The sequence below is a fragment of the Alcanivorax limicola genome (genome assembly GCF_019931215.1).
Classification (GTDB): domain Bacteria; phylum Pseudomonadota; class Gammaproteobacteria; order Pseudomonadales; family Alcanivoracaceae; genus Isoalcanivorax; species Isoalcanivorax limicola.
Genome location: NZ_JAIOUB010000002.1, coordinates 128,153 through 149,323 on the forward strand (window position 1 = coordinate 128,153; position 21,171 = coordinate 149,323).

At 63.3% G+C, this 21,171-nt stretch carries 15 protein-coding genes; 5 read left to right on the forward strand and 10 right to left on the reverse strand.

Translation table 11 applies throughout. The features are described from left to right. Positions 1-18: 18 nt before the first annotated feature. Both K8B33_RS06560 and K8B33_RS06565 read right to left on the reverse strand, forming a co-directional pair. On the reverse strand, positions 19-465 hold the full coding sequence (locus tag K8B33_RS06560) for a gamma-glutamylcyclotransferase family protein (protein WP_223424763.1): 447 nt from the start codon (positions 463-465) through the stop codon (positions 19-21). Positions 466-477: 12 nt separating this feature from the next. Continuing rightward, positions 478-1,350, reverse strand: coding sequence for an MBL fold metallo-hydrolase (locus K8B33_RS06565; RefSeq protein ID WP_223424766.1), 873 nt, complete (start codon positions 1,348-1,350; stop codon positions 478-480). A gap of 111 nt (positions 1,351-1,461) precedes the next feature. Here K8B33_RS06565 and K8B33_RS06570 point away from each other — a divergent pair, with 111 nt between their 5' ends. Genes K8B33_RS06570 through K8B33_RS06585 form a run of 4 tightly spaced genes read left to right on the forward strand, consistent with a single transcriptional unit; the run spans position 1,462 to position 4,484 of the window. Continuing rightward, positions 1,462-1,782 (forward strand): ArsR/SmtB family transcription factor, encoded by a 321-nt coding sequence (locus K8B33_RS06570; protein WP_223424768.1) that lies wholly within the window; start codon positions 1,462-1,464, stop codon positions 1,780-1,782. 58 nt (positions 1,783-1,840) lie between these two features. Then, positions 1,841-2,275, forward strand: coding sequence for a YeeE/YedE family protein (locus K8B33_RS06575; RefSeq protein ID WP_223424771.1), 435 nt, complete (start codon positions 1,841-1,843; stop codon positions 2,273-2,275). A 3-nt stretch (positions 2,276-2,278) separates the two neighbouring features. Next, on the forward strand, positions 2,279-2,734 hold the full coding sequence (locus tag K8B33_RS06580) for a DUF6691 family protein (RefSeq protein WP_223424773.1): 456 nt from the start codon (positions 2,279-2,281) through the stop codon (positions 2,732-2,734). Between the two features lie 25 nt (positions 2,735-2,759). Then, positions 2,760-4,484 (forward strand): SulP family inorganic anion transporter, encoded by a 1,725-nt coding sequence (locus tag K8B33_RS06585; RefSeq protein WP_223424775.1) that lies wholly within the window; start codon positions 2,760-2,762, stop codon positions 4,482-4,484. 12 nt (positions 4,485-4,496) lie between these two features. Here the strand turns inward: K8B33_RS06585 and K8B33_RS06590 are convergent, their stop codons facing one another. Both K8B33_RS06590 and K8B33_RS06595 read right to left on the reverse strand, forming a co-directional pair. Further along, entirely contained in the window at positions 4,497-4,976 is a 480-nt protein-coding gene (locus K8B33_RS06590; RefSeq protein ID WP_223424778.1) for a glutathione peroxidase, read from the reverse strand. A 120-nt stretch (positions 4,977-5,096) separates the two neighbouring features. After that, on the reverse strand, positions 5,097-5,762 hold the full coding sequence (locus tag K8B33_RS06595; RefSeq protein WP_223424780.1) for a type 1 glutamine amidotransferase domain-containing protein: 666 nt from the start codon (positions 5,760-5,762) through the stop codon (positions 5,097-5,099). A 178-nt stretch (positions 5,763-5,940) separates the two neighbouring features. Between K8B33_RS06595 and K8B33_RS06600 the strand changes: the two genes are divergently transcribed. Beyond that, entirely contained in the window at positions 5,941-7,296 is a 1,356-nt protein-coding gene (locus K8B33_RS06600; protein WP_223424783.1) for a deoxyguanosinetriphosphate triphosphohydrolase, read from the forward strand. Between the two features lie 17 nt (positions 7,297-7,313). Here K8B33_RS06600 and K8B33_RS06605 read toward each other — a convergent pair whose 3' ends face one another. The 6 genes from K8B33_RS06605 to K8B33_RS06630 all read right to left on the reverse strand — a co-directional run bounded on the left by K8B33_RS06605 (position 7,314) and on the right by K8B33_RS06630 (position 21,166). Further along, complete coding sequence (locus K8B33_RS06605; protein ID WP_223424785.1) at positions 7,314-9,374, reverse strand: phospholipase D-like domain-containing protein; 2,061 nt, start codon at positions 9,372-9,374, stop codon at positions 7,314-7,316. Continuing rightward, positions 9,371-11,350, reverse strand: a complete 1,980-nt coding sequence (locus K8B33_RS06610) for a PAS domain S-box protein (RefSeq protein ID WP_223424788.1) — start codon at positions 11,348-11,350, stop codon at positions 9,371-9,373. The genes K8B33_RS06605 and K8B33_RS06610 overlap by 4 nt, the downstream gene beginning before the upstream one ends. Before the next feature lie 131 nt (positions 11,351-11,481). After that, the gene (gene recD, locus K8B33_RS06615; protein WP_223424791.1) at positions 11,482-13,317 is read right to left on the reverse strand and encodes an exodeoxyribonuclease V subunit alpha; all 1,836 of its coding nucleotides are present in this window, start codon (positions 13,315-13,317) and stop codon (positions 11,482-11,484) included. Next, entirely contained in the window at positions 13,314-16,916 is a 3,603-nt protein-coding gene (gene recB, locus K8B33_RS06620) for an exodeoxyribonuclease V subunit beta (protein ID WP_223424793.1), read from the reverse strand. The genes recD and recB overlap by 4 nt, the downstream gene beginning before the upstream one ends. After that, positions 16,909-20,223 carry an exodeoxyribonuclease V subunit gamma gene (gene recC / locus K8B33_RS06625; RefSeq protein ID WP_223424796.1) on the reverse strand — a complete coding sequence of 1,105 codons (3,315 nt, stop codon included), beginning with the start codon at positions 20,221-20,223 and terminating at the stop codon, positions 16,909-16,911. Before recC ends, recB begins: the two co-directional genes overlap by 8 nt. 43 nt (positions 20,224-20,266) lie before the next feature. Next, positions 20,267-21,166 (reverse strand): endonuclease/exonuclease/phosphatase family protein, encoded by a 900-nt coding sequence (locus K8B33_RS06630; RefSeq protein ID WP_223424798.1) that lies wholly within the window; start codon positions 21,164-21,166, stop codon positions 20,267-20,269. Positions 21,167-21,171 lie beyond the last annotated feature (5 nt).

The following is a 21,171-nucleotide window of genomic DNA, read 5'->3' on the forward strand; positions in this document are numbered from 1 at the left end:
ATACCCGAATTGCCAAAATCACGGCTCGTCGGCTGCTGCCAGACGCCGATAGACCCACGCAAATTCGCCGCTCTCCAGGCGTTTCAACTCACGCGCATAGCGAATGCCCAGGCGTTCATAGCGATCCAGCCGCGCCAGTTCCCGAGGCGTCACCTCGAACACCAGGCCCGTCGTGCGGGCGCCCGCTTCCGGCATCACATCCAGTGCTTCACGGCGATAACCCGCCAGCGCGTCCGGGCTGGCTGCTCCGGCGCGCCCCATGACGATACGGCGCACCCAGGGGCGCGTCAGCGTGCCATAGGCGAACACCTGATGGGCGCGCTCACCATCCATGGTGGCTTCGATAGCCGGCAGGTCTGCCGGCGGATGGTAGCCCCAGGGACTGAGCAGCGTCAGCCAGAGGTAGCCCAACACACCGATGCTGGCCGCCAGCAGCACCAGCGCCGTGCGTTTCAGATGGCGCATGACCGCCTCCTGTCAGAGCGCGTTGACCGGCACTTTCAGGTACACCGTACCGTTATCTTCGGCAGGTGGCATCTGCCCGGCGCGGATATTGACCTGAATGGACGGCAGAATCAGCCGTGGCATCCCCAGCGTGGCATCGCGCTTCGTGCGCATCGCCACGAACGCCGCTTCCGATATACCGTCATGCACATGGATATTGCTGCGTTTCTGCTCCGCCACACTGGTTTCACAGGCGTGCGTGTCGCGACTTTCCGGCGGGTAGTCGTGGCACATGAACATGCGCGTCTCTGCCGGCAGCGCGAGCAAACGCTGCACAGACTGATACAAGGTGGCCGCATCCCCGCCGGGGAAATCACAGCGCGCTGTGCCGACATCCGGCATGAACAGCGTATCCCCGACAAACAGCGCATCACCAATCAGCCAGGACATGTCCGCCGGGGTGTGCCCCGGGGTATAGATCACGCGCCCGACCAACTCACCGATGTGGAAGGTCTCGTCCTCTTTGAACAGATGGTCGAAGTGACTGCCGTCGCAGAGAAACTGCTTCTCGAGATTGAACACCGCGCGGAAGATTTTCTGCACATCGCGAATCTTCTCGCCAATGGCGATCTTGCCGCCGACCTGATCACGGATAAAGGGCGCCGCAGACAGATGATCGGCATGGGCATGGGTTTCCAGAATCCAGTCCACCGTCAGATCCTGTGCGCGCACAAAATCCACCAGCCGCTGCGCGCCGCCGGTGCTGGTGCGCCCCGAGGCGTTATCAAAATCCAGCACCGGGTCGATCACCGCTGCGTGCCCGCCGGGCCGGTCATAAACCACGTAGCTCCAGGTTTCCGTATCATCATCAAGAAACGGCGCGACCTGTGGGGTAGCCTTGCTCATACTGTTCTCCTGCTCTGAGGCCATTTGAAATACAATATACTTGCAGATATATTGTATTTCAATATAATGTTTGCGTGTGCCTGATATGACCTGACAAGTGAGCCCCTGATCATGCCCGACACTTCGACAATCAGTATCGACAAGATGCGCGCAGCCGCCGGCGACGCTACCCAGCTATTACGCTCGCTGGCCCATCAGGACCGGCTGCTGCTGCTGTGCCAGCTGAGCCAGGAAGAAATGTGTGTCAGCGATCTCGAAGAGCGCCTGGGTATTTACCAGCCGACCCTGTCACAACAGCTGGGCGTACTGCGCCGCGAGGGGCTGGTGACAACCCGGCGCGAGGGCAAGCATATTTACTACAGCGTCGCCGATGCCAACGTGCTGGCGGTGCTGCAAACGCTCTACACGCTGTACTGCGACAACGGCGCATGAGACAACAGATCACAGCAGGCATAAGGCCAATCATTAGGCCAATCATTAGGAGAGCCCCATGAACATCGACTGGGCAGCATTCACCCCCTGGAGCGCGCTGATCGGCGGCGGCCTGATCGGCCTGGCCGCGGCAGCCATGATCCTGTTCAACGGCCGCATCACCGGGATTTCCGGCATTACCGGCGGGCTGCTGGTGCCGCAACGGGGCGATACCGCCTGGCGCGCCGCCTTTGTGCTGGGCCTGATTCTGGCGCCCGTTGCCTGGCTGCTGACCGGGCCCTTGCCTGAACTGCGCATCGATGCCGACTACCCCTTGCTTGTGATTGCAGGACTTCTGGTGGGAGTAAGCACTCGCTATGGCGCCGGCTGCACCAGCGGTCATGGCGTCTGCGGCCTGTCCCGTCTGTCGCCGCGCTCGATCGTGGCCACCCTGCTGTTCATGGGCAGCGGCTTCGCCACGGTATTCATCGTCCGTCATCTGCTGGGAGCCTGAGCCATGTCACGCACCTCATCCTTACCGGTTGTCGTATCCGCCTTTCTGATCGGCCTGCTGTTCGGCATCGGCCTGCTGGTCGCCGGCATGGCCAATCCGGCCAAGGTGCTGGCCTTTCTTGATCTCGCGGGTGCCTGGGACCCGTCACTGGCCCTGGTCATGGGCGGCGCCATCGCCGTCGGGCTGGTCGCCTTTCGCGTGGCTGGCCAGCGCAAGCTCTCCCTCCTGGGCGAGCCCATGCGCCTGCCCGCCCGCCGTGATATCGACAAGCGCCTGGTGCTCGGTGGCCTGGGCTTCGGTATCGGCTGGGGGCTGGCGGGCTTCTGCCCCGGCCCGGCACTGGTCGCCCTCGGCGCCGGCCAGGCCAAGGCGCTGGTGTTTGTCATCGCGATGCTGGCCGGCATGGCCGTGTTTGAATTACTGGAACGTCGACCGGGCAAACGCCCCGCCGCATCCTGAACGTCAGGTCCGAGGACACCGCCCCATGACCGACAACAACGTGCAGCGCAGACTCGCCGGCTGGTTGCCCGACTGGCTGCGCCACTACCGGCGCGCCGCCCTCACCGGCGATATGACTGCTGCACTGGTTGCGACACTGCTGCTGATCCCCCAGGGGCTGGCTTATGCCGCGCTTGCAGGGCTGCCGCCCCATGTCGGTCTCTACGCGAGTCTGCTGCCGCTGGTGGCCTACGCCATCTTCGGCTCCAGCATGGTGCTCTCGGTGGGGCCCGTTGCGGTGCTCGCCCTGATGACCGCCGCGACCCTTACGCCCATGTTCGCCCCCGGCAGCGCCGAATACGTGGCAGCCGCCGGCATGCTGGCGCTGCTCTCCGGCATCATGTTGTTTGTCTTCGGCCTGCTGCGGCTCGGCGCCCTGGCACAACTGCTCAGCCACCCGGTCATCAGTGGCTTTATTTCCGGCGCTGCGGTGCTGATCATCATCGGCCAGCTACGTCCTTTGCTGGGCATCGACGTCAGCGGCGCCAGTGCCGTCACCCTGCTGATGGCGCTGGTGGCCAACCTGGATGACGCCCTGCCCCTGACCAGCATGATCGGCCTCGGCGCACTGGCCTTGCTGGTGCTGGCACGGCTGTTTCTTGCCCGGGGACTGATGCGCCTGGGCCTGCCCGCAGTGCGTGCCGCACTGGCTGCCCGTCTGGCACCGATGGTCGTGGTGCTGGGCGCGATCCTGCTGGTGGTGATGCAGGGCTGGCAACCCGATCTGCAGGTGGTGGGCGCGCTGCCCGGCGGCCTGCCCTCCCTGGCGCTGCCCACCAGTGACTGGTCTGTGGTTCAGGCACTGTTGTTACCGGCGCTGGTGATCGGCCTGGTCGGCTTTGTGGAAAGCGTTTCCATGGGCCAGTCCATGGCCGCCCGGTACGGGCAACGGCTCAACCCGGATGCCGAACTGCGCGGCCTCGGCGCCGCCAATGTGGCCAGCGCCGTCAGCGGCGGCTTTCCGGTCACCGGCAGCTTCGCCCGCACCGTGGTCAACGCAGAGGGCGGCGCCCGCACGCCCATGGCCGGATTGTTCGCCGCCGCGCTCATGGCGCTGGTGTTGCTGGGGTTTACCGGCCTGTTCAGCGCACTGCCCCTGACCGTGCTCGCCGCCACCATCATTGTGGCCGCCGCCGGTCTGGTGGACCTGAACACCCTGCGGCATGCCTGGCGTTACGACCGCACCGACGCCGTTGCCCTGTTGGGCACCTTTGCCGGTGTCGTCGTATTTGGCGTGGAGGCCGGTATCGCCGTCGGCATCGGCCTGTCACTCGCCACGCTGGTGTGGCGCGCCAGCCGGCCGCACATCGCCGTGGTCGGTCGGCTGCCCGGCACCGAGCATTTTCGCAATGTGAAGCGCTACGAGGTAGAAACACATGACTCCGTGCTCTTCCTGCGCATTGATGAAAGCCTGTTCTTCGGCAATGTGCGTGCCGTGGAAGATCGCATCCTCAGCGAACTGAAACGCCAACCGGAAACCCGGCATCTGGTGTTGATCATGTCGTCGGTGAGTCGTGTGGACGGCACCGCGCTGGATACCCTGCATGGCCTGAACAAGGACTTGCAGCAGCGTAATATTCAGCTGCATCTGGCGGAAGTGAAGGGGCCGGTGCTGGACCGCCTGGGCCGCTCAAGTCTGCTGGAGCAGTTGAGCGGCCAGGTGTTCATGTCCGCATTTGAAGCGGAAGTATTTCTGGCAGACGTCGTCTAGGATTGGTCGCGCTCAGAGCAACTTCTCGATGTGCTTTTCCAGCGCTTCGGGTTTGTCGGTCGGCGCAAAACGCTTGACGACGTTGCCATCCTTGCCGATCAGGAATTTGGTGAAATTCCATTTGATGCCCTTGCTGCCCAACAGGCCCGGTGCCTCTTCCTTGAGATGCTTGTACAGCGGGTGAGCGCCGTCGCCGTTGACATCAATCTTGGCGAACATCGGAAAACTGACGCCGTAATTGATTTCGCAGAATTCACTGATCTGGGTTTCATCGCCCGGCTCCTGATGGCCGAACTGGTCGCAGGGAAAGCCGAGAATGACCAGGCCGCGATCCTGGTACTTTTCATGCAGCGCCTGCAACCCCTTGTACTGCGGTGTCAGGCCGCATTTGCTGGCGGTATTGACCACCAGCAGTACTTTGCCGCGATAGTCGGCCAGGGTGCGCTCTTCTCCGCGAATGGTGGTAGCGGAAAAACCATAGACATCAGCCACGTCGTCCTACTCCTGAATAATGAAGGTGCATCAGTCTAGCCCACCCTGCCGGCATCGGACAGGGAGCGAGAAGGCGATGACTCACGGGTCGTCGGACCGTGCGGCTATTCGGGTTCACAGTCATTCGCCCAGTGCCGCAATCACCCGCTTTGCGGTCTGCTCACTGGAAGGCGGATTCTGCCCGGTAATGAGCTGGCCGTCCGCAATCACGAAATCCGAAAACTTTTCCGCCGTTTCCAGCTTGCCGCCCAACTCTTCCAGACGCGTCTGCAACAAGAAGGGCATTGCCGCATCCAGCCCCACCTCGCGCTCTTCCTCGTTGGTAAAGCAGGTCAGCCGGTGGCCGGACACCACAGGCGAGCCATCCGGCTTTTTCGGACCGACGAAGGCGGCAGGGCCATGGCAGACGGCAGCCACAATCGCGCCGTTGGCATAGGCCTGCTCGATGGCGCCGGCAAGCAACGGGTTGTCGGGCATGTCGAACATGGTGCCGTGCCCGCCGGGAATGAAGATCGCGTCGACATCATGCTCCCAGACATCTTCCAGACTGGCAGCCGCGGCCAGCGCATCAATGGCACCGGCCCATTGGCGGCGCTGCTCGTCATCCGGCGTGCTGCGCGGGTCGATGGGCGCCTCGCCGGGACGCATCGTCGCCACTGTCACCGTGAGACCCGCCGTTGTAAAAGCCTGCCAGGGCACAGCGAACTCCTCCAGCCACAACCCGGTGGCGTCACCGTCGGACATCGTGCTGGCGCTGGTAATGACCATCAGGATACGTTTGCTCATTGTGCCTCCTTATTCTGTGGTAGCCATGGCAAAGCACGCTACACTGTTGCTCTCGTTCTCACGTGAATATTGATGCATGGATGTACGTGGATAGCATTGTCACGTCAGGACCACAACCGCAGACATACAACCTTTTACAGCCAGGCTTTGCGCCGGCGTTTACCCCCGGGAACCGGATATGGACTGGAGTACTCTGTTGAACAAGCGTCGTTTGGGCGACCGCGCAGCCAAAGACGAACGGGGACGTACTGCCTTTATCCGGGATCACGACAAGATTATTTTCTCCGGCGCATTCCGCCGGCTGGCCCGCAAGACGCAAGTGCATCCACTCGCCACCAACGATCACGTGCACAATCGGCTGACCCATTCACTGGAAGTATCCTGCGTCGGCCGCACCCTCGGCATTCGAGTCGGGGAGCGCCTGGAGCAGCAACGGCTTTTGCCCCGCGACACCAATCCGACGGATCTTGGCGATATCGTGCAATCAGCCTGCCTCGCTCACGATATCGGCAACCCGCCGTTCGGCCACACCGGTGAGCGCGCCATCCGCGCCTGGTTCGGCGAGCGCGGCAAGCACTACCTTCAGGAACTGGCACCGGAGCAGGCGTCGGACCTGGCCATCTTCGAAGGCAATGCCCAGGGCTTTCGCATCCTGACCAAGAGCGAGTACCACCAGTATGACGACGGCATGCGCCTCACCTATGCCACGCTGGCCGCGTTCCTCAAGTATCCGTGGCTGTCTGCCACCGGCCAGCAGCCCGCCTGCCCGCGCCCGGGGAAATACAGCACGTTTGTGGCGGAAGCCGCCGCATTCCGGGAAGTGGTGAGCGCCACAGGGCTGCTCCAGGAGAGCCAGGATGTCTTTGCACGACATCCGCTCGCTTATCTGGTCGAAGCTGCGGATGATTTCTGCTACGCCATCATCGATCTGGAAGATGGCCTGGAAATGGACCTGCTGCACTGGGACGAGGTGCATGCGCTGTTGTCCCCGGTCATTCCGGACAATGATGAAGTGCGAACGCTGCTGCATTCCGATGTGCGCGTCGGCCGCAGGGCGGCGTTATTGCGCGGCAAGATTATCGAGCGTTTCATCGAAGCGGGTGTTGAAGCCTTCATGGCGAATCATGACCGTCTCCTCGCCGGGAAACTGCGCGGCGATCTGATTTCGCACTGCGAACCGGCGGTCCGCGACGTCGTGGAAAATGCCAAACAGCTGGCCCGCACCAAGGTGTTCGAACATCCGCGTAAAGTGGAGCTGGAAATCGGTGCCTTTGAAGTCATCGGCAAACTGCTGGAGGGACTGATTGAAGCCGCCGCAAGCCACGCGCGCGGTGATGAAAGCAATTTTCGGCATCAGCGCATCATTGATCTTATCGGTCGCCACAGTTTTCCGCCGAACCTGGACCAGTTGCCGCCACAGGAGCGCATGTATCAGTGCATGATGCGGGCGCTGGATTTTCTCTCAGGCATGACCGATGACTATGCCACGTATCTGGCCAAGCAATTTTCCGGCATGGCCGTCACACGCTATTGAGATAAACCGGCCGCAACTCAAAGCGGCCGGGAAAGCATGCCCGCGATATAGTCTTCCCAGGTCCACTCCAGCGGCTCCGTCAATTCGATACTCGCCGCAAAGTGCGGCGTAAAGAGCTGCCGATGAAGACGCGCCACGGCCTCCGCATCCGACGTCGCCAGATTGATTTCCTGATTCATCTTGAAGCTCAGACGATCAAAGTTGGCTGAGCCAAAACTGGCCCAGCCGTCATACACCGCTGCTTTGACGTGGGTCATGCCGGGATAGATGAAGATGCGCACGCCGCCGGCCAGCAACTGATTTGCCGTAAACAGATTCGCGCTGTTCATGATGCCGTGATTGCCTTCACCGGGCAGCGCCACCCGCACATCCACGCCTCTGGCGCGCGCCCCCAACAATGCCTTGATGACATCCGGTTCGGTGAAGTAAGGCGTTGCAATATAGATATACTGTTGGCTGGCCTGAATCGCCGCCAGCTGGGCGCGCAGGATTTCCCGCTTGCCTGTGCGCGTGCGCAAGACGCGCAACGGCACCATGCCTTCCGGCATCTCGGTTTCCTCAATCCGCGGCAACCGCAAGGACCGCGCCAGGTACGCCAGGTCGCCCCCGGGGCCGGCGTGTGCCCAGGCACGATCAAATTCGTTCTGCAGACGGCGCACCACCGGCCCCTCCACGCGCACCATCATGTCGTGCCAGTGATAGCGATACTCGGCGCCGTAGTTCATACCGCCCAGATAGGCGACCTCTTCATCGACGATGGTCAGCTTGGCATGGTCGCCGGTCAGCCAGGGGTTGCCCACCCGCCGTGACTGCACGTCAGAACCGCTGCGCAGGTAACGCACCATATCCGTCGGCGGCTGGAAGCCGGCACTGTAACCCTCCGGCGGCGGCGTCAACCCGGCCATCATCGAACCGAGATCATCCATCATCACCCGCACGCGCACGTCGTCACTGCGCGCACGCAGCAGATCCGCCAGCTGCACAGCATATTCATCGTTGTCGAAGATATAGGTGCGGATATCGATGCTGTCACTGGCACCATGAAAGCGCTCGACAAGTTCAGGAAAAAAGGCGTCCCCGCCAATCAGGTAGGTCAACTCGCCCGGATAGCGGTGGCTGTGCGTCAGCCGATCCAGGTGCGACTCCCAGGCTACGAGGTCCATGCCTGAACCTTCGTTCAGCGGCGCATCGGGATCGACATCCCGTGGCGCGCGGCGCACCGCGCTCACCACAGCATCTTCCACGTGACCGAACAACCGCCGGACGGTGGTCACCGGGTTCTTGAAAAAGGTGATGATATGACTGCGCACCACGACGCGGTCCAGCGTCTTCAGCGAAACGCGCAGGATCGGCGCAGCAATGTCCGAGCCGGCGACCGGTGCGACAATGTAGTACAACTCGCCGGCCTCCACATCGGCATAAATCCAGCCCAGCGCGCCGGGTTGATCCGGCGTCAGGGTAAACAACATGGGGCCGAAGGCTGCCTCGTCGCTGTGGCGATTGAAGTCCTGCAGCAGCGTGAGCATGCGTGCCGAAAGCTGCCGGTCCGTGATGCTGCCCGTGACGTTCACGGAGGACGGTACATCTACCCATGGTGCCACTTGCAGATCACTGTTGCTGTCTCGCCAACTCACCAACTCGCGACGGCGCAGACGCAGGGAAAGCCCCTCCTCCGGGCCCAGCGGCGTGAGCAAGCTGAGCATGTCGTGGAGAATTGCCGCAAACTCGTCTTCATCCAGCGTGACAACCGCCTCGGCATAGCGTGGCGGGCGACGCAACCGCTCCCGCGTATTGAGTTCTGTGAGAATGATGTCCACACCTTCTTCGCGGAGACGCTCAAGCTCATTGACAGTAAACCAGAGATGTTCATTGTCATTGATAAAGCCCAGCCGCAGGGCGCCATCCACCCGCACAGCCTCGATCGTGGTATCTGCGATAGCCGCTTCCAGCGCCGGCATGCTGAGCCGGAACGTTTCGCCAGTCAGCGACGCACGGCTGGCGCAGCCCATCAGGCTCAGCACACACGCGCCCAACGCCACCCATTTCAATACAAACAAACGCGACTGCCGGTCGATCATTCTTGCAATCCACTACCATCGTTTGAAGAGCCATCATGCAAGGGAAAATCAACGTAAAAGGTCGCGCCCTTTCCCGGCGTTGAAACAAAATCGATATGGCCACCCATGCGCTGCACAAGCTCTCTGGATATGGCCAGCCCCAGCCCCGTACCCGCCTTGTACCGGCTGTCAGAGGAATCCGCCTGGGAAAACTTCTCGAAAATTCTGTCACGGAAGGCCTCGGGAACACCCTCGCCCTCATCGATCACACTGATGCGCACCGACGACGGCTTGCCCTCGGCCGGGTGGGTGACGGCCTGAATCACGACGTCGCCCTTCGGCGGAGAAAACTTCACCGCGTTGGACAGCAGGTTCGTCATGACCTGATGAAAGCGATGTTCATCGACGCGAATCGCGCCGACATCCTCGCAACGCACTGTCAGGCTGACGTCATGCTGCTGCGAAAATGGCGTGATGGATCTCACCGCTTCATCAATCAGCCCCCTCACACCTGCGACCTCCATCTGCAACGTCATTTTCCCGGCCAGCAGCTTTTCCATGTCCAGCAGATCATTCACGAGACGCGCCAGCCGCTCGCTGTTCTTGCTGGCCACATCCACCATTTTCCTGATGCCCTCGGGCAACTCCCCCATGGCACCGCCGGCCAGCAGGCCAAGTGCACCGGAGATGGATGTCAGCGGCGTACGCAGTTCATGGCTCACGGTGGCGATGAACTCGTCCTTGAGTTTTTCCATGAGTTTGCGCTCACCGATGTCATTCACGATCGACCAGACCAGCTTGCGCCCACCGGAATCTGTCAACAACACGCCACTGAGCATCACCGGATAACGCTGCCCCTTGAGACCGATAATTTCCTTCTCATAGGGTCCGTAGCGCCCGGTCTCTATCATCTGGCGCAGATAGAACGCATCAATCTCCTGATATTCCGGCGGCGTGATATCCGTATTCGAAAGTTGCAGGAGCTGACTCTCCGTGTAGCCGGAAGAGATCACCAACGACTGGTTGACCTCCACAAACTTTCCCGAGTAGAAATCACTGAGCGCGATGCCGATGGGTGACATCTCGAACAGGGCACGCAATCGCTCTTCGCTGGTTTTCAGGGCCTGCTCGGCATTCTTCTGTTCTGAAATATCAGACAGTGTACCGAACATCATTTTCGCTTTGCCGTCCCGCGAGTGGCTCATGACTTTCCCGCGAGTACGCACCCAGACCCAATGCCCGTCCTTGTGCTTCATTCGGGTAACCGAATCGTAGAAATCCGTCTCCCCACGCAGATGCTGCCGCAAAATGGCGCCCGACGCCTGAAAGTCCCCCGGGTGTGATAACTGGCGCCAGGTATCAATCGAGATCGGTGCCAACTCGGCAAGACTATAGCCGACAATATTGGCCCAACGCTCATTGAGCAGTGTTTCACCGGTCCGCAGATGCCACTCCCAGGTGCCGATGTGGGTACCTTCGATGGTCGCATTCAACCGCAAGCGGTCTTTTTCATATTCCCGGTTGATTTCCTGGGCCACGATGACGGCAAGATCTTCAAGGGCACGACGCTGCGGGTCGGTCAACTGCCGAGGACGTGTATCCAGAACACACAGGGTGCCGACAGCATAGCCGTCAACGGTTCTCAGCGGCACGCCGGCATAGGCGCGCACAAAGGGCTCACCCGTCACCAGCGGGTTATCACGGAAGCGTTCATCCTCAAGGGCGTCTGGCACTTCCAGCATCCGGTTATCAAGAATGGCGTGGCCGCAGAAGGAAATCCGCCGATCGGACTCGGTGACGTCCAGTCCCTGACAGGACTTGAACCACTGCCTGCTGCCATCCAGCAGTGTGACCAGCGCGATCGGCACATCACACACCTCCCGGGCAATACGGGTCAAACGATCAAACCGTGCCTCGGCCGGTGTATCGAGAATATCCAGCCTCTCCAGCGCCGCTTGTCTTAACGCCTCGTCCGCTGGCATCGCCGGCAGTTTCATACCGTCTCTCCTGCAATGTCCTCATAGCTGAATGCCGTACCCCCGTGCGGCCAACACCTCTGTGTGTCATCACAACGCTACACCCTTATCATCGCCGTTGAACATATTCTTGTTGTTTTGCTGCAATCCCGTCATGACTCCCGGAGACGCTCCGCCAGCCCGGAACTGCGACGAACCTTGCGTGCCAACGTCAAGCGTAGCACCTCATCCGTACTCGCCACGCCCACAGACTCCCGGGCCCGTGTGATGGCGGTGTAGAGCAACTCTCGGCCCAGCAGTGGTGAGTCACTGTCCGGCAGCACCACCAGCACACGATCAAATTCACTGCCCTGACTTTTGTGGATCGTCATCGCCCAGGCATCCTCGAAGTCCGGCAACCGCACCGGTGGCACATAGCGCAACTCACCATCCGCCCCGGCGAAAACCACCTTCAACTGTCCGTCTGCCGGGTCCATGAGCGCGACGCCCGCATCGCCATTGAACAGACCCTGGCTCCAGTCATTACGCGTCAGCAGCACGGCACGTCCGGGAAACCAGGCATGCGGCCCACACAGGCCCCGTGCACGCAATGTACGCACGATCAGCGCGTTGAACGTCTCCATGCCCAGCGGCCCACGACGCTGGGCGCACAGCAGGCGAAAGCGGCCAAAGGCGGCCAACACGTCCCGGGCAGGCGCGCCCCGGGCGGCCAGCGTCAACATCGGGGTCAGTGCAGTAATGGCATCCTCCACCAGCGCCGCACGATCTGGCGCGGGCCAGCTGAGGTTGGCCGGCGGCGCCTGCCGCAATGCATCAACCGCCGCCTGATCCCCCAGACGTACTGCCTCCGCGAGACGACCAATCCCGGACGCCGCATCAAAGCGATGCACCTGCTCCAGACGCACCACCTGATCATCCGGCAGTCCGGTTTGCCCATCCTGCGAGACACCCGCGAGGGATTCGCCAAGCAAGCGGCTGAACAGATTGGGTGAAAAGCGATTGCGTTGCCGCACGGCCGTGTCCGGTTGATCGGTATCCGCATGCCCGCACAGATCGGCAAACACACTGCCGGCCTCCACCGAGGCCAGCTGGTCCCTGTCACCCACCAGATACAGCGCCGCATGGTCCGGCAACGCCGCCACCAGTTGCGTCATCAGCCCCAGATCAATCATCGAGGCTTCGTCCACCACCACCACGTCCGCCGGCAAGGGCCGCCCGGCGTGATAACGCGGACGGCCATCGCGGCTGGCGCCGAGCAAACGATGCAGCGTCACCGCCTCCACCGGCATCGCGGCACGCAGTGCATCCGGTAACGGCAGGTCGGCCAGCGCGGCACGCAGGGATTCAGTCAAGCGGGCTGCCGCCTTGCCAGTGGGTGCCGCCAGTCGCAGCCGTGGCAGAGACAGTGGCGCGTGCTGTTGCGCCGCCAGCAGATGCAGGGCGAGCATGCGTGTCACCGTCCAGGTCTTGCCGGTACCCGGCCCGCCGGTAATGATGCCAAAGCCATGCAGCACACAATTGATGGCCGCCACTTTCTGCCAATCGACTTGCCCGTCTGCGACCGGCGGGAACAGCGGCGCCGCGAGGCTGCCCAACAGCCCCACGGGCCAGTCACGCAGTTGGCAACGCTGCCGCACCGCATGCACCACCCGGCCCTCCGCCTGAAAGTGCCGTGACAGGTAAAGACGGTTGCCCTCCAGAATCAGCGGCGCGATGTCATCCGGCGCGCCAATAATCACGCCATCGGCCAGCGGCGCGACGGTCGGCACCAGCCAGGGGCAGTCGTCCGCATCAAAGGGACGTGGCATCGGCAGACTCAGGTCCAGACACACATGCCCCTGCCCGGCCAGATGGCTGATCAGTGCCATCAGCCATACCGGCTCGTCGTCGTCCGGGCTGTGCTGCGCCACCAGGCGCGCCAGGCTCATGTCCAGCGGCCGCAGCAGCCCCTTGTCGAGACGATGCTCCAGCCAGCGCAGGGCGCTCATGTGCCCTCCCCGTCGGCCGTCGCGCCGAACAGCTGATCAATACGTGTGAGCATCGCCACATCGGGCTGCGCAAACCAGACCCCCTGCCCGGGCGCCGCATCCGGCGCTGCCATGCCGCGCAGAAACAGATAACCGATGCCGCCAAAATGCCGGGCCGGATCATAATCCGGCAAGGTCTGCCGCAGATGGCGATGCAAAGCCAGGGCATACAACATGGCCTGCACATCGTAGCGGTGCTCCGCCATCGCAGCGTCCAGCGCAGCGGGGTGATAGTCGCGACCCTGCGGCCCCAGCCAGTTGCTCTTGAAATCCACCAGGAAGTAGCGCTCGTCGGCGACAAAAACCAGATCAATAAAGCCCCGCAGCATGCCTGCGACCCGCTCGAACCCCAGGGTCGGGCGCGGCAACGCGGCGGGCAGCAGTTGCACCGCCTGTTCCAGCGCCACCGCATCCAGCCCGGCGACCGGCAGCATGAATTCCATCTCGGCCTGCCAGGCCGCCGCATCACCCAGGGCGGGCGCATCCGGCGCCAGCGGCAAACGGCAAACCGCCTCTGCCATGCGTGTCACCACATGCGTCCAGTCACTGCTGATGCCATGCCGGGAAAGTTGCTCTCCCACCATCTCCGGATTGACCGTCCGGGCGCGAAAATCAATGCGCTCGAAAATACCGTGCAGGCAGATCCCCGGCGCCGCGCCACGGGGGAAACCATGAATACCCTGCTGCAAAACGGGCGCACCCGAACCCGGCGCACCGGGACCGGGCACACTGATTTCCGCCGGTTCAAAATGCTCCGCCTGCGGGTGCTCAAGATTCCGCGTCAGGCCGCTGTAGCTGGTCAGCCGCCAGTCATCCTGCAATACGCCACTAAACGTGCGCACGCCGCGCGCCGAGACGCGCTCGGCGGCCGGCAGCGGGCCGCTGACGCGTGGCATGTCGCTACACCAGGCCACCGTGCGATTCTCCGCCAGGGCATCCATGCAGCGCCGGTAATCCGCCACATCGGTCTCGTCGGCGCCCAGCCCCAACAGGTGATGCAATGCCGCTTCACTGCGCCCCTGCCCCACCGGAGCGAACATCACGTAACAACGGTGGATGCTGCGAGTCAGTGCCACGTACAGCAGGCGCATGTCCTCACCCAAACGTTCGCTGCGCGCCTTGTCGCGCACCTCCGCCAACGCCGCCTCATCCAGCAGGCGTTCCGCATCCAGCGCCACGCAGGGACCCTCGTCGTCGGTATAACCGATATCCATCGCCGCCCGGGACGGTGCATGCCACATGCCCGCCACAAAGGTCACCGGATACTGCAGGCCCTTGCTGGTATGGATGGTCACCACCTGCACCAGATTGTCTTCACTTTCGAGACGCAACTGGCGACCGTCCTGGTCGCTGCCGGTCTGGCGCTGGCGCGCAAACCAGTGCAGCAACTCACGCGGGCCGCCCTGACTGCCTGCAGCCTGTTGCAGCAATTCGCACAGATGCAGCAGGTCTGTGAGCTGGCGCTCTCCGTCGCGGGTCGCGCGCAAACGCACCAGCACGTGCTCCTGCTCGAACAGGTGGTACAGCGCCGGCATCACACCCCGGGTGCGCCACTGGCGCGCCAGTTCGTGGAACAGGTTCAGGGTTCTCGGCCACTCCTGCGGATGCTGGAAACGCTGGTACAGCGTGGCCGGCGGCTGGGCAAACAACGCCGTGCCCAGCGCGCTGCGCACCAGGCTTTCATTTTCCGGTTCCGCGAGCGCCGCCAGCACCTGTTCCAGGTCCGCCGCGATGGCCGTATCGAACACGCTTTGCCGCCCGCGATACACACAGCCCAGGCCTTGCTCCGCCAGCGCATCGCGCACCTGGCGCGCCTCGGCATGCCCGCGCACCAGCACGGCAATGTCCCGCGCCACCAGCGGTTGCTCGCCGATGGCCGCGCCGCCCGCGGCGGCCAGGCCGAGCAGGCGGCGGATTTCGGCAGCAATCCACTGCGCCTGCCATAACTGACCGCGCCCCTTGCTGTCGCCAAGTGCCTCGGCGTCCGGGTCCGCCAGCACCATCGTCAGTGCGGCGCGCTTGTCGTCCGTCACCAGCGGCATGGCATCGGCCCGCCCTGCGGCCCGCGCGTTGTGGAAGCGAATGCCCGGCAGCACGAACGGATCGTCATGGCTGGCAAACAGCTTGTTCACTGCCCGCACCATGGGCGTGCCCGAACGCCAGTTGACGCCCAGCGTAAAGCGGCGCTCTGGAGCACAGTCTTCCCGGGCGGCAAGGTAGGCGTGAATGTCGGCGCCCCGGAAGCGATAGATCGCCTGCTTGGGGTCACCGATCATGAACAGCGCGGTATCCGCTCGCCCGTGGTAGAGCGTGCGGAAAATCCGGTATTGCATCGGGTCGGTGTCCTGGAATTCATCTACCAGCGCGACCGGGTACTGTGTCGCCAGTACGCTGGCCAATGTGTCGCCGCCCTCGCCCTGTAATGCGCGCGCCACATCGGAGAGCAAATCATCCATCCCGCGCTGGCCAGCGTTTTCTTTCAGCCGGGCCATGCGCGCCAGCACCTGCTCACGGGCGTGGCTGAGCAGGCCGGCGCGTTCCAGCGCCGGGGCCAGCTCATCAGCGCGCACAATATCCGGCAGCAGATCCAGCAACTCGTGGCCGGGCACGTCGGCAAGCCGTTCCGGTTTCGCCGCAGCGCGCAACTCCTCCGGATACAGGCGACGGCTCTGCAACTCGCCATTACCGGTGCGCGCCACCGGGCTGTCCGCCTCACCCGCGACCCAGGCGTCCAGCTGGTTCAGGGCGGGCTGCAACCAGCGCCATTGCAACTTGCGGCCATTGAATACCTTGTCGTCACAGGCCTGTTGCAGGTGCCGACTCACCACACTGCCGTGGGTTTGCCAGGCGACACGCAGCTCCGACAACATGGCATCCCGATGCCGGGCCTGCTTCTCCAGCCCCGGCATATCCAGCGCCGGTCGCAAGCGCGGCAGCGGTTCACGCAGCAAGGGCCGCAGCTGTTGCTGCAAGCCGTCCGGCGTGCCAAAGCAGGCCACCAGGCGGGCGCCGTCCAACTGCCCACGCACCGGGCCGCCATAGACAAAGCGACGCCAGAAATCTGCCACGGCTTGCTGCACCAGGGCGCTGTCGTCTTCCACGAACGCCACCTCCATGGGCGCCCCCAGATCCAGCGCGTGCTGCCGCAACAGGCGCTGGCAGAAACCATGAATGGTGAAAATCGCGGCGTTGTCCATGCTGGTCAGCGCGCGCTCCAGCAACAGCAGGGCCTGGTCGGCGCTGATGTGCTGCAACAGGTAACGCTCGAACGCATCATCACTGGCGCCGCGCTGGAACAGCTGCCGCGCGTCGCTGAGGCGCGCGCGGATGCGGCCGCGCAACTCCGCCACCGCCGCCCGGGTAAAGGTCACCACCAGAATGCTTTCCACCGGTATCGGCGCGCTCTGACCCACCCCCAACACCAGACGCAGATACAGCCCGGCAATGGAGAATGTCTTGCCGGTACCGGCGCTGGCTTCAATCAGATTGAAGCCGTCCAGCGTGATACTGGTCAGATCCAGCGGCTGCGGCAGGTTCAGGCTGTGCGTCACTTTATTCATAGGGCAGCACCTGGGCCACATCACGCAGCGGCGCCAGAATACGACGGCCGTGGCGGATAAATTCGCGCATCACGGGTTCGGGAAACAGCCGTGCAACCGCGGCGTCAGCCGCCTCGCCCGCGACGCGGTCACTGCCCAGCAACACGCTTTCCACGCGCTCCACATCCTCCGGCCAGACCAGCGCGGCCCAGCCGGTTTGCGGCATGAACGGCAACGGCGCCGCCAGGCCCTGCCGGTACAGCGCCAACAGTTCGCGCAGATGTTCCTGTGCCACCTCCGCAGGCAGCGCCGGCAGATGCAGGCGCACATCCCGGAAGAACGCTGTACTGCGCCGGGCCGACTCATTCAGCGGCAACGTATTGAGTGCCAGATGATTGAGCCACAGCGCCAGCATATGCCGGACCTTGGGCAGCTTTGCCGAGGCATTCAGTGCTGTTTCCTTGCGTGGTGCGTCCGCGCTGCTGAACAACCGCGAGGCCGAACTGATCTGCACACCACAGCTGGCCAACTCCTGAAAATGCCCGCCCAGCCGCACATCCGACGCCGCGCCGGTGCCAGCAATATCGAACGCCATGGGAGAGAGCAGTTCGCCTTTGGCCCAGAGCCGTCGCACCCGCCGGGCATGCTCCGCCGCTGACGTGACGTGGGCTTGCACCAACGCTTCCCCCGGCGCCCCCGGCGGCAGCTGGCCGCTGCCTTGCCAACGCGTGATCAACGGTTCCAGTGCCTCACCGGCCAACACACGTTCCAGCACCTGTTGCTCCAGCTGCCAGATTTCCAGGCCGCCGGCAGCAAACGGTTCGTCATCCTCCAGCACCCGCGTGGTGTCACCCAGGTAGACACCCAGCCGCCATTCCAGAAACGCGCGGGCGGGGTTACGCAAGAAGCGATTCAGCTCAACGGTGCTGATATCCAGCAACCGCTCACTGAGCCCGGCATCGGCCGGCAAGGGCGGATTCAGGCAGCTCAACTTGCGCGCCGCCGCCACATCCGCCCAGTGACGTGCGTAGGAGAACAGGGCGTCACCGCCCTGTTGCGAGAAATAACGGGGACTGAAGGGTTGCAGCGGATGGACCACGGTCAAGGCCCTGGCCAGGCCGGGATCAAGAAATGCCTGATCCAGATAATCCGTCAGCTCCGCCAGGACCACGGACGGCGGCCGCTCGCTGTTGTCCTGGGCGTCGCGGCCGCACCAGCTGATATAGAGATGGTCACGCGCCGACAACAGCGCTTCGAGAAACAGGTAGCGGTCCTCGGCGCGCCGGGAACGATCCCCCGGCAATGGCTTGAGACGCATCAGGTCGTGCCCGGCCGGATGCTCCGGGCGCGGGTAGGCATCATCCTGCATGCCCAGCAGACAGACCACGCGAAACGGCACGCTGCGCATGGGCATCAGGGTGCAGAAGTTGACGCGCCCGGCGAGGAAGCGCTGCCCGCCCGCACTGCCGGACAGCGTCTGTCGCAGCCAGCTGTGAATCATCTCGACATCAAGAGGTTGATCCTGGAGCGCCTGGGTCGCGCCCCGGGCCAGCTCATCCAGCGCTGTGCGCAGCTGATCCAGTTCCGCGTCCCAGGCCGGATCGGCGGCGTAGCAATCATCCAGCAGACGGTTAAGCCGCTGCTGCCAGTGCGCCGCGCTGCACGGCTCGCCCAGCTCGGCCTCGAAACGTTGCAGCCGATGCAGACACTCGCCCAGGCGCCCGGCCAGCTCGGCCTGGCCCTGGGTCAGACCGGCGAGGCTGGGAACCGCTTCCCAGAGCACTTCATCTTCGCCCAGCGCCACCCCCAGCAGGATACGTTCCAGGCCGGCGGCCCAGCTGTTTTCCCGGAACGCCGGCAAGTCCAGCCGCGCCCGGTGGCTGCCATCCAGCCCCCAGCGAATTCCAGCCTGCTCGATCCAGCTGCGCAGCAGCGGCAGATCATCCACGACAAAACCGAAACGCTGCCGAATCGCTGGCACATCCAGCAGGTCCATCACCTCATTGGCGGTAAAGCGACTGACCCGCGGCTGCAACAATTGCAGCACACTGCGCAACAGCGGCGCTTCATCCGCGAGGGAGCGATCTGCGATGGCCCAGGGAATACTGCTGTCACGTTCGCCCTGCCGCTGGGCACCGAACACCGCCTCGATCAGCGGCGCATACTCCCCGACATCCGGCATCATCACCACAACATCCCGAGGCGTCAGGGTGGCATCCTCGTCAAACAGGGCCAGCAGGCGGTCGTGCAGCACCTCCACTTCTCGCATCGGGCTGTGACAGTCATGCAGCTGGATATGGTGCGACGCGCTGGCCGGCCGGGGCGCCTCGCGGCCATCGCGCAGATGAAAAATATCGGCCTGCACCTGACCCAGCAGGGTGTCTTCTGTCGGCGCATCGAAGGCATCCACCTCCTGCGCCGCAGGCCACAGGCCACCCAGCAACAGTTCCAGCAGTTCACGCCCCTGGCCACCCAGCGAGGCCAGTAGCGGATTGCCCACTTCGCCGGGCAATTCTTCCCACACCTGTCCGGCGCGCAGTGCATTGACGCGGCTGCGCGCCAGTTGCCGGTCGCTCTGCACATGGCCCCAGTATTCGGCACTGGGATTGAGCAAAAACAGATGCACATCGCACTGTTCGCCCAGCGCGCCCAGCGCTTCCAGCTGTGCGGCGGGCTGGGTCGTGGGTCCGAACAGAAACACACGCTCAGGCAGATGCCGCGCGCTGAGATTGCTCGCCAGACGTCGGGCGTCCATCAACTCACCCCGGTGCAGATCATCCGGCGCCAGGGCGCGTATGCGCCGGGCCAGGCGTTGCCAGAGCAGCGGCTGCCAGTGACGGCTGGCCGGCACGCCCTGCCAGTCACCCCGCTCCCAGGCCACCAGCCAGGCCGGGCGGTAGACCAGATACTGGTCGAACAGATCGGCAATCTGCTGGCATAGCTGGTAGCGCCGCAAAGGGCGCTGGCTCGATGATCGTCCGTCACCGAGATAAGCCAACAACGGCGCGCCGTCCGGTTCCTCCAGCAAGGCAGGCAGTTCGGCCAGCAGATGCCAGAGAAGATGCTCCTTGCTCCAGGCAGACTGCTCCGGCAGCTCAGGATGCAGACGACGATGCAATTGCCAGAAAAAGGACGACGGCAGGGGGAAGGCGATATTGGCGGCAATGCCGCGCTCGGCGGCCAGATACAGTCGCAACCAGGTGGCCATGCCCGGGCTGTGCACCAGCACCTGCTCGGGCACCAGCGGCGACGACGGGCGCGCCGCCATGACGGCAGCCAGCATGGCAGCAAGATGTTCGAGACGGTTGGACTGATAGAGATAGTGCATCGCCGGATGATACGGCGCGCAGGGCTGCGCCGCCAGCGAGGGGTTACCGGTCTGATTTCTCCAGGGGCCATTCGCGGCTGGCGGTGAGCACTTCGCCGGGAATGACGATTTCGGTGGCCACAGGCAGGTGATCCGAAAGCAGGCAACTGTTCAGTACCGCCGTTTCCACCGCCTGCAGGCCGCTGCTGACCAGAATATGATCAAGATGCTTTTCCGGCGCCCAGCTGGGATAGGTGCGATGCTCGCCATCCATCAGCCGCAGATCCAGCTCGGAGAGTGGCGAGTTGAGCAGTTCGTGGGGCAGGCAATTGAAATCACCCATGATCACCACGTACCGGTATTGCTTGAGCAGCCCCGCCAGGTACGCCAACTGCGCGTTGCGGTGTTTGCCGCCCAGCGCCAGATGCACCCCCACGACCACCAGCGGCATGTCCGGGTGGCCGTACTTGGCGATAAACGCGCCGCGCCCGGGCAGCCCCGGCAGGCGATGGTCTTCCACGTGATAGGGCACCACACGGCTGAGCATGCCGTTGCTGAACTGGCCGAAACGACCCAGATTGCGATTGAGCTGCTGGTGCCAGAAGGGAAACTCGGCCAACGAGGCCAGATGCACCAGCTGATTGGTAAAGCGCGAACGCAGGCTGCCGCCATCCACTTCCTGCAGGGCCACCATGTCGTAACTCTGCAGCACGCTGGCAATGTTGCGGATATTGTCGACGCTGTCCGGGTGCGCCACCAGATGCTTCCAGCTACCGGTGACATACTCACGAAAATTACTGGTGCCGATCCCGGCCTGGATGTTGAAGCTCATCAGACGCAAACGATCATCCGGCAGGGCGATGCTGCGTGGCCGCCGGGTACGGCGGCGCAGCCCCTCCCGCACCAGGGAGAAGCCACCTTTCGGTTTTACCAGCGAGAAGGTGTCTTCACCTGCCTGCGTCATACCAG

Bases quoted from the DNA above. Each gene is read 5' to 3' on its own strand.
- K8B33_RS06595 (WP_223424780.1), bottom strand. From the start codon at position 5,762: ATGAGCAAACGTATCCTGATGGTCATTACCAGCGCCAGCACGATGTCC.
- K8B33_RS06605 (WP_223424785.1), bottom strand. From the start codon at position 9,374: ATGATCGACCGGCAGTCGCGTTTGTTTGTATTGAAATGGGTGGCGTTG.
- K8B33_RS06565 (WP_223424766.1), bottom strand. From the start codon at position 1,350: ATGAGCAAGGCTACCCCACAGGTCGCGCCGTTTCTTGATGATGATACG.
- K8B33_RS06580 (WP_223424773.1), top strand. From the start codon at position 2,279: ATGTCACGCACCTCATCCTTACCGGTTGTCGTATCCGCCTTTCTGATC.
- recD (WP_223424791.1), bottom strand. From the start codon at position 13,317: ATGAGCGCCCTGCGCTGGCTGGAGCATCGTCTCGACAAGGGGCTGCTG.
- recC (WP_223424796.1), bottom strand. From the start codon at position 20,223: ATGCACTATCTCTATCAGTCCAACCGTCTCGAACATCTTGCTGCCATG.
- K8B33_RS06560 (WP_223424763.1), bottom strand. From the start codon at position 465: ATGCGCCATCTGAAACGCACGGCGCTGGTGCTGCTGGCGGCCAGCATC.
- recB (WP_223424793.1), bottom strand. From the start codon at position 16,916: ATGAATAAAGTGACGCACAGCCTGAACCTGCCGCAGCCGCTGGATCTG.
- K8B33_RS06570 (WP_223424768.1), top strand. From the start codon at position 1,462: ATGCCCGACACTTCGACAATCAGTATCGACAAGATGCGCGCAGCCGCC.
- K8B33_RS06575 (WP_223424771.1), top strand. From the start codon at position 1,841: ATGAACATCGACTGGGCAGCATTCACCCCCTGGAGCGCGCTGATCGGC.
- K8B33_RS06585 (WP_223424775.1), top strand. From the start codon at position 2,760: ATGACCGACAACAACGTGCAGCGCAGACTCGCCGGCTGGTTGCCCGAC.
- K8B33_RS06600 (WP_223424783.1), top strand. From the start codon at position 5,941: ATGGACTGGAGTACTCTGTTGAACAAGCGTCGTTTGGGCGACCGCGCA.
- K8B33_RS06610 (WP_223424788.1), bottom strand. From the start codon at position 11,350: ATGAAACTGCCGGCGATGCCAGCGGACGAGGCGTTAAGACAAGCGGCG.
- K8B33_RS06630 (WP_223424798.1), bottom strand. From the start codon at position 21,166: ATGACGCAGGCAGGTGAAGACACCTTCTCGCTGGTAAAACCGAAAGGT.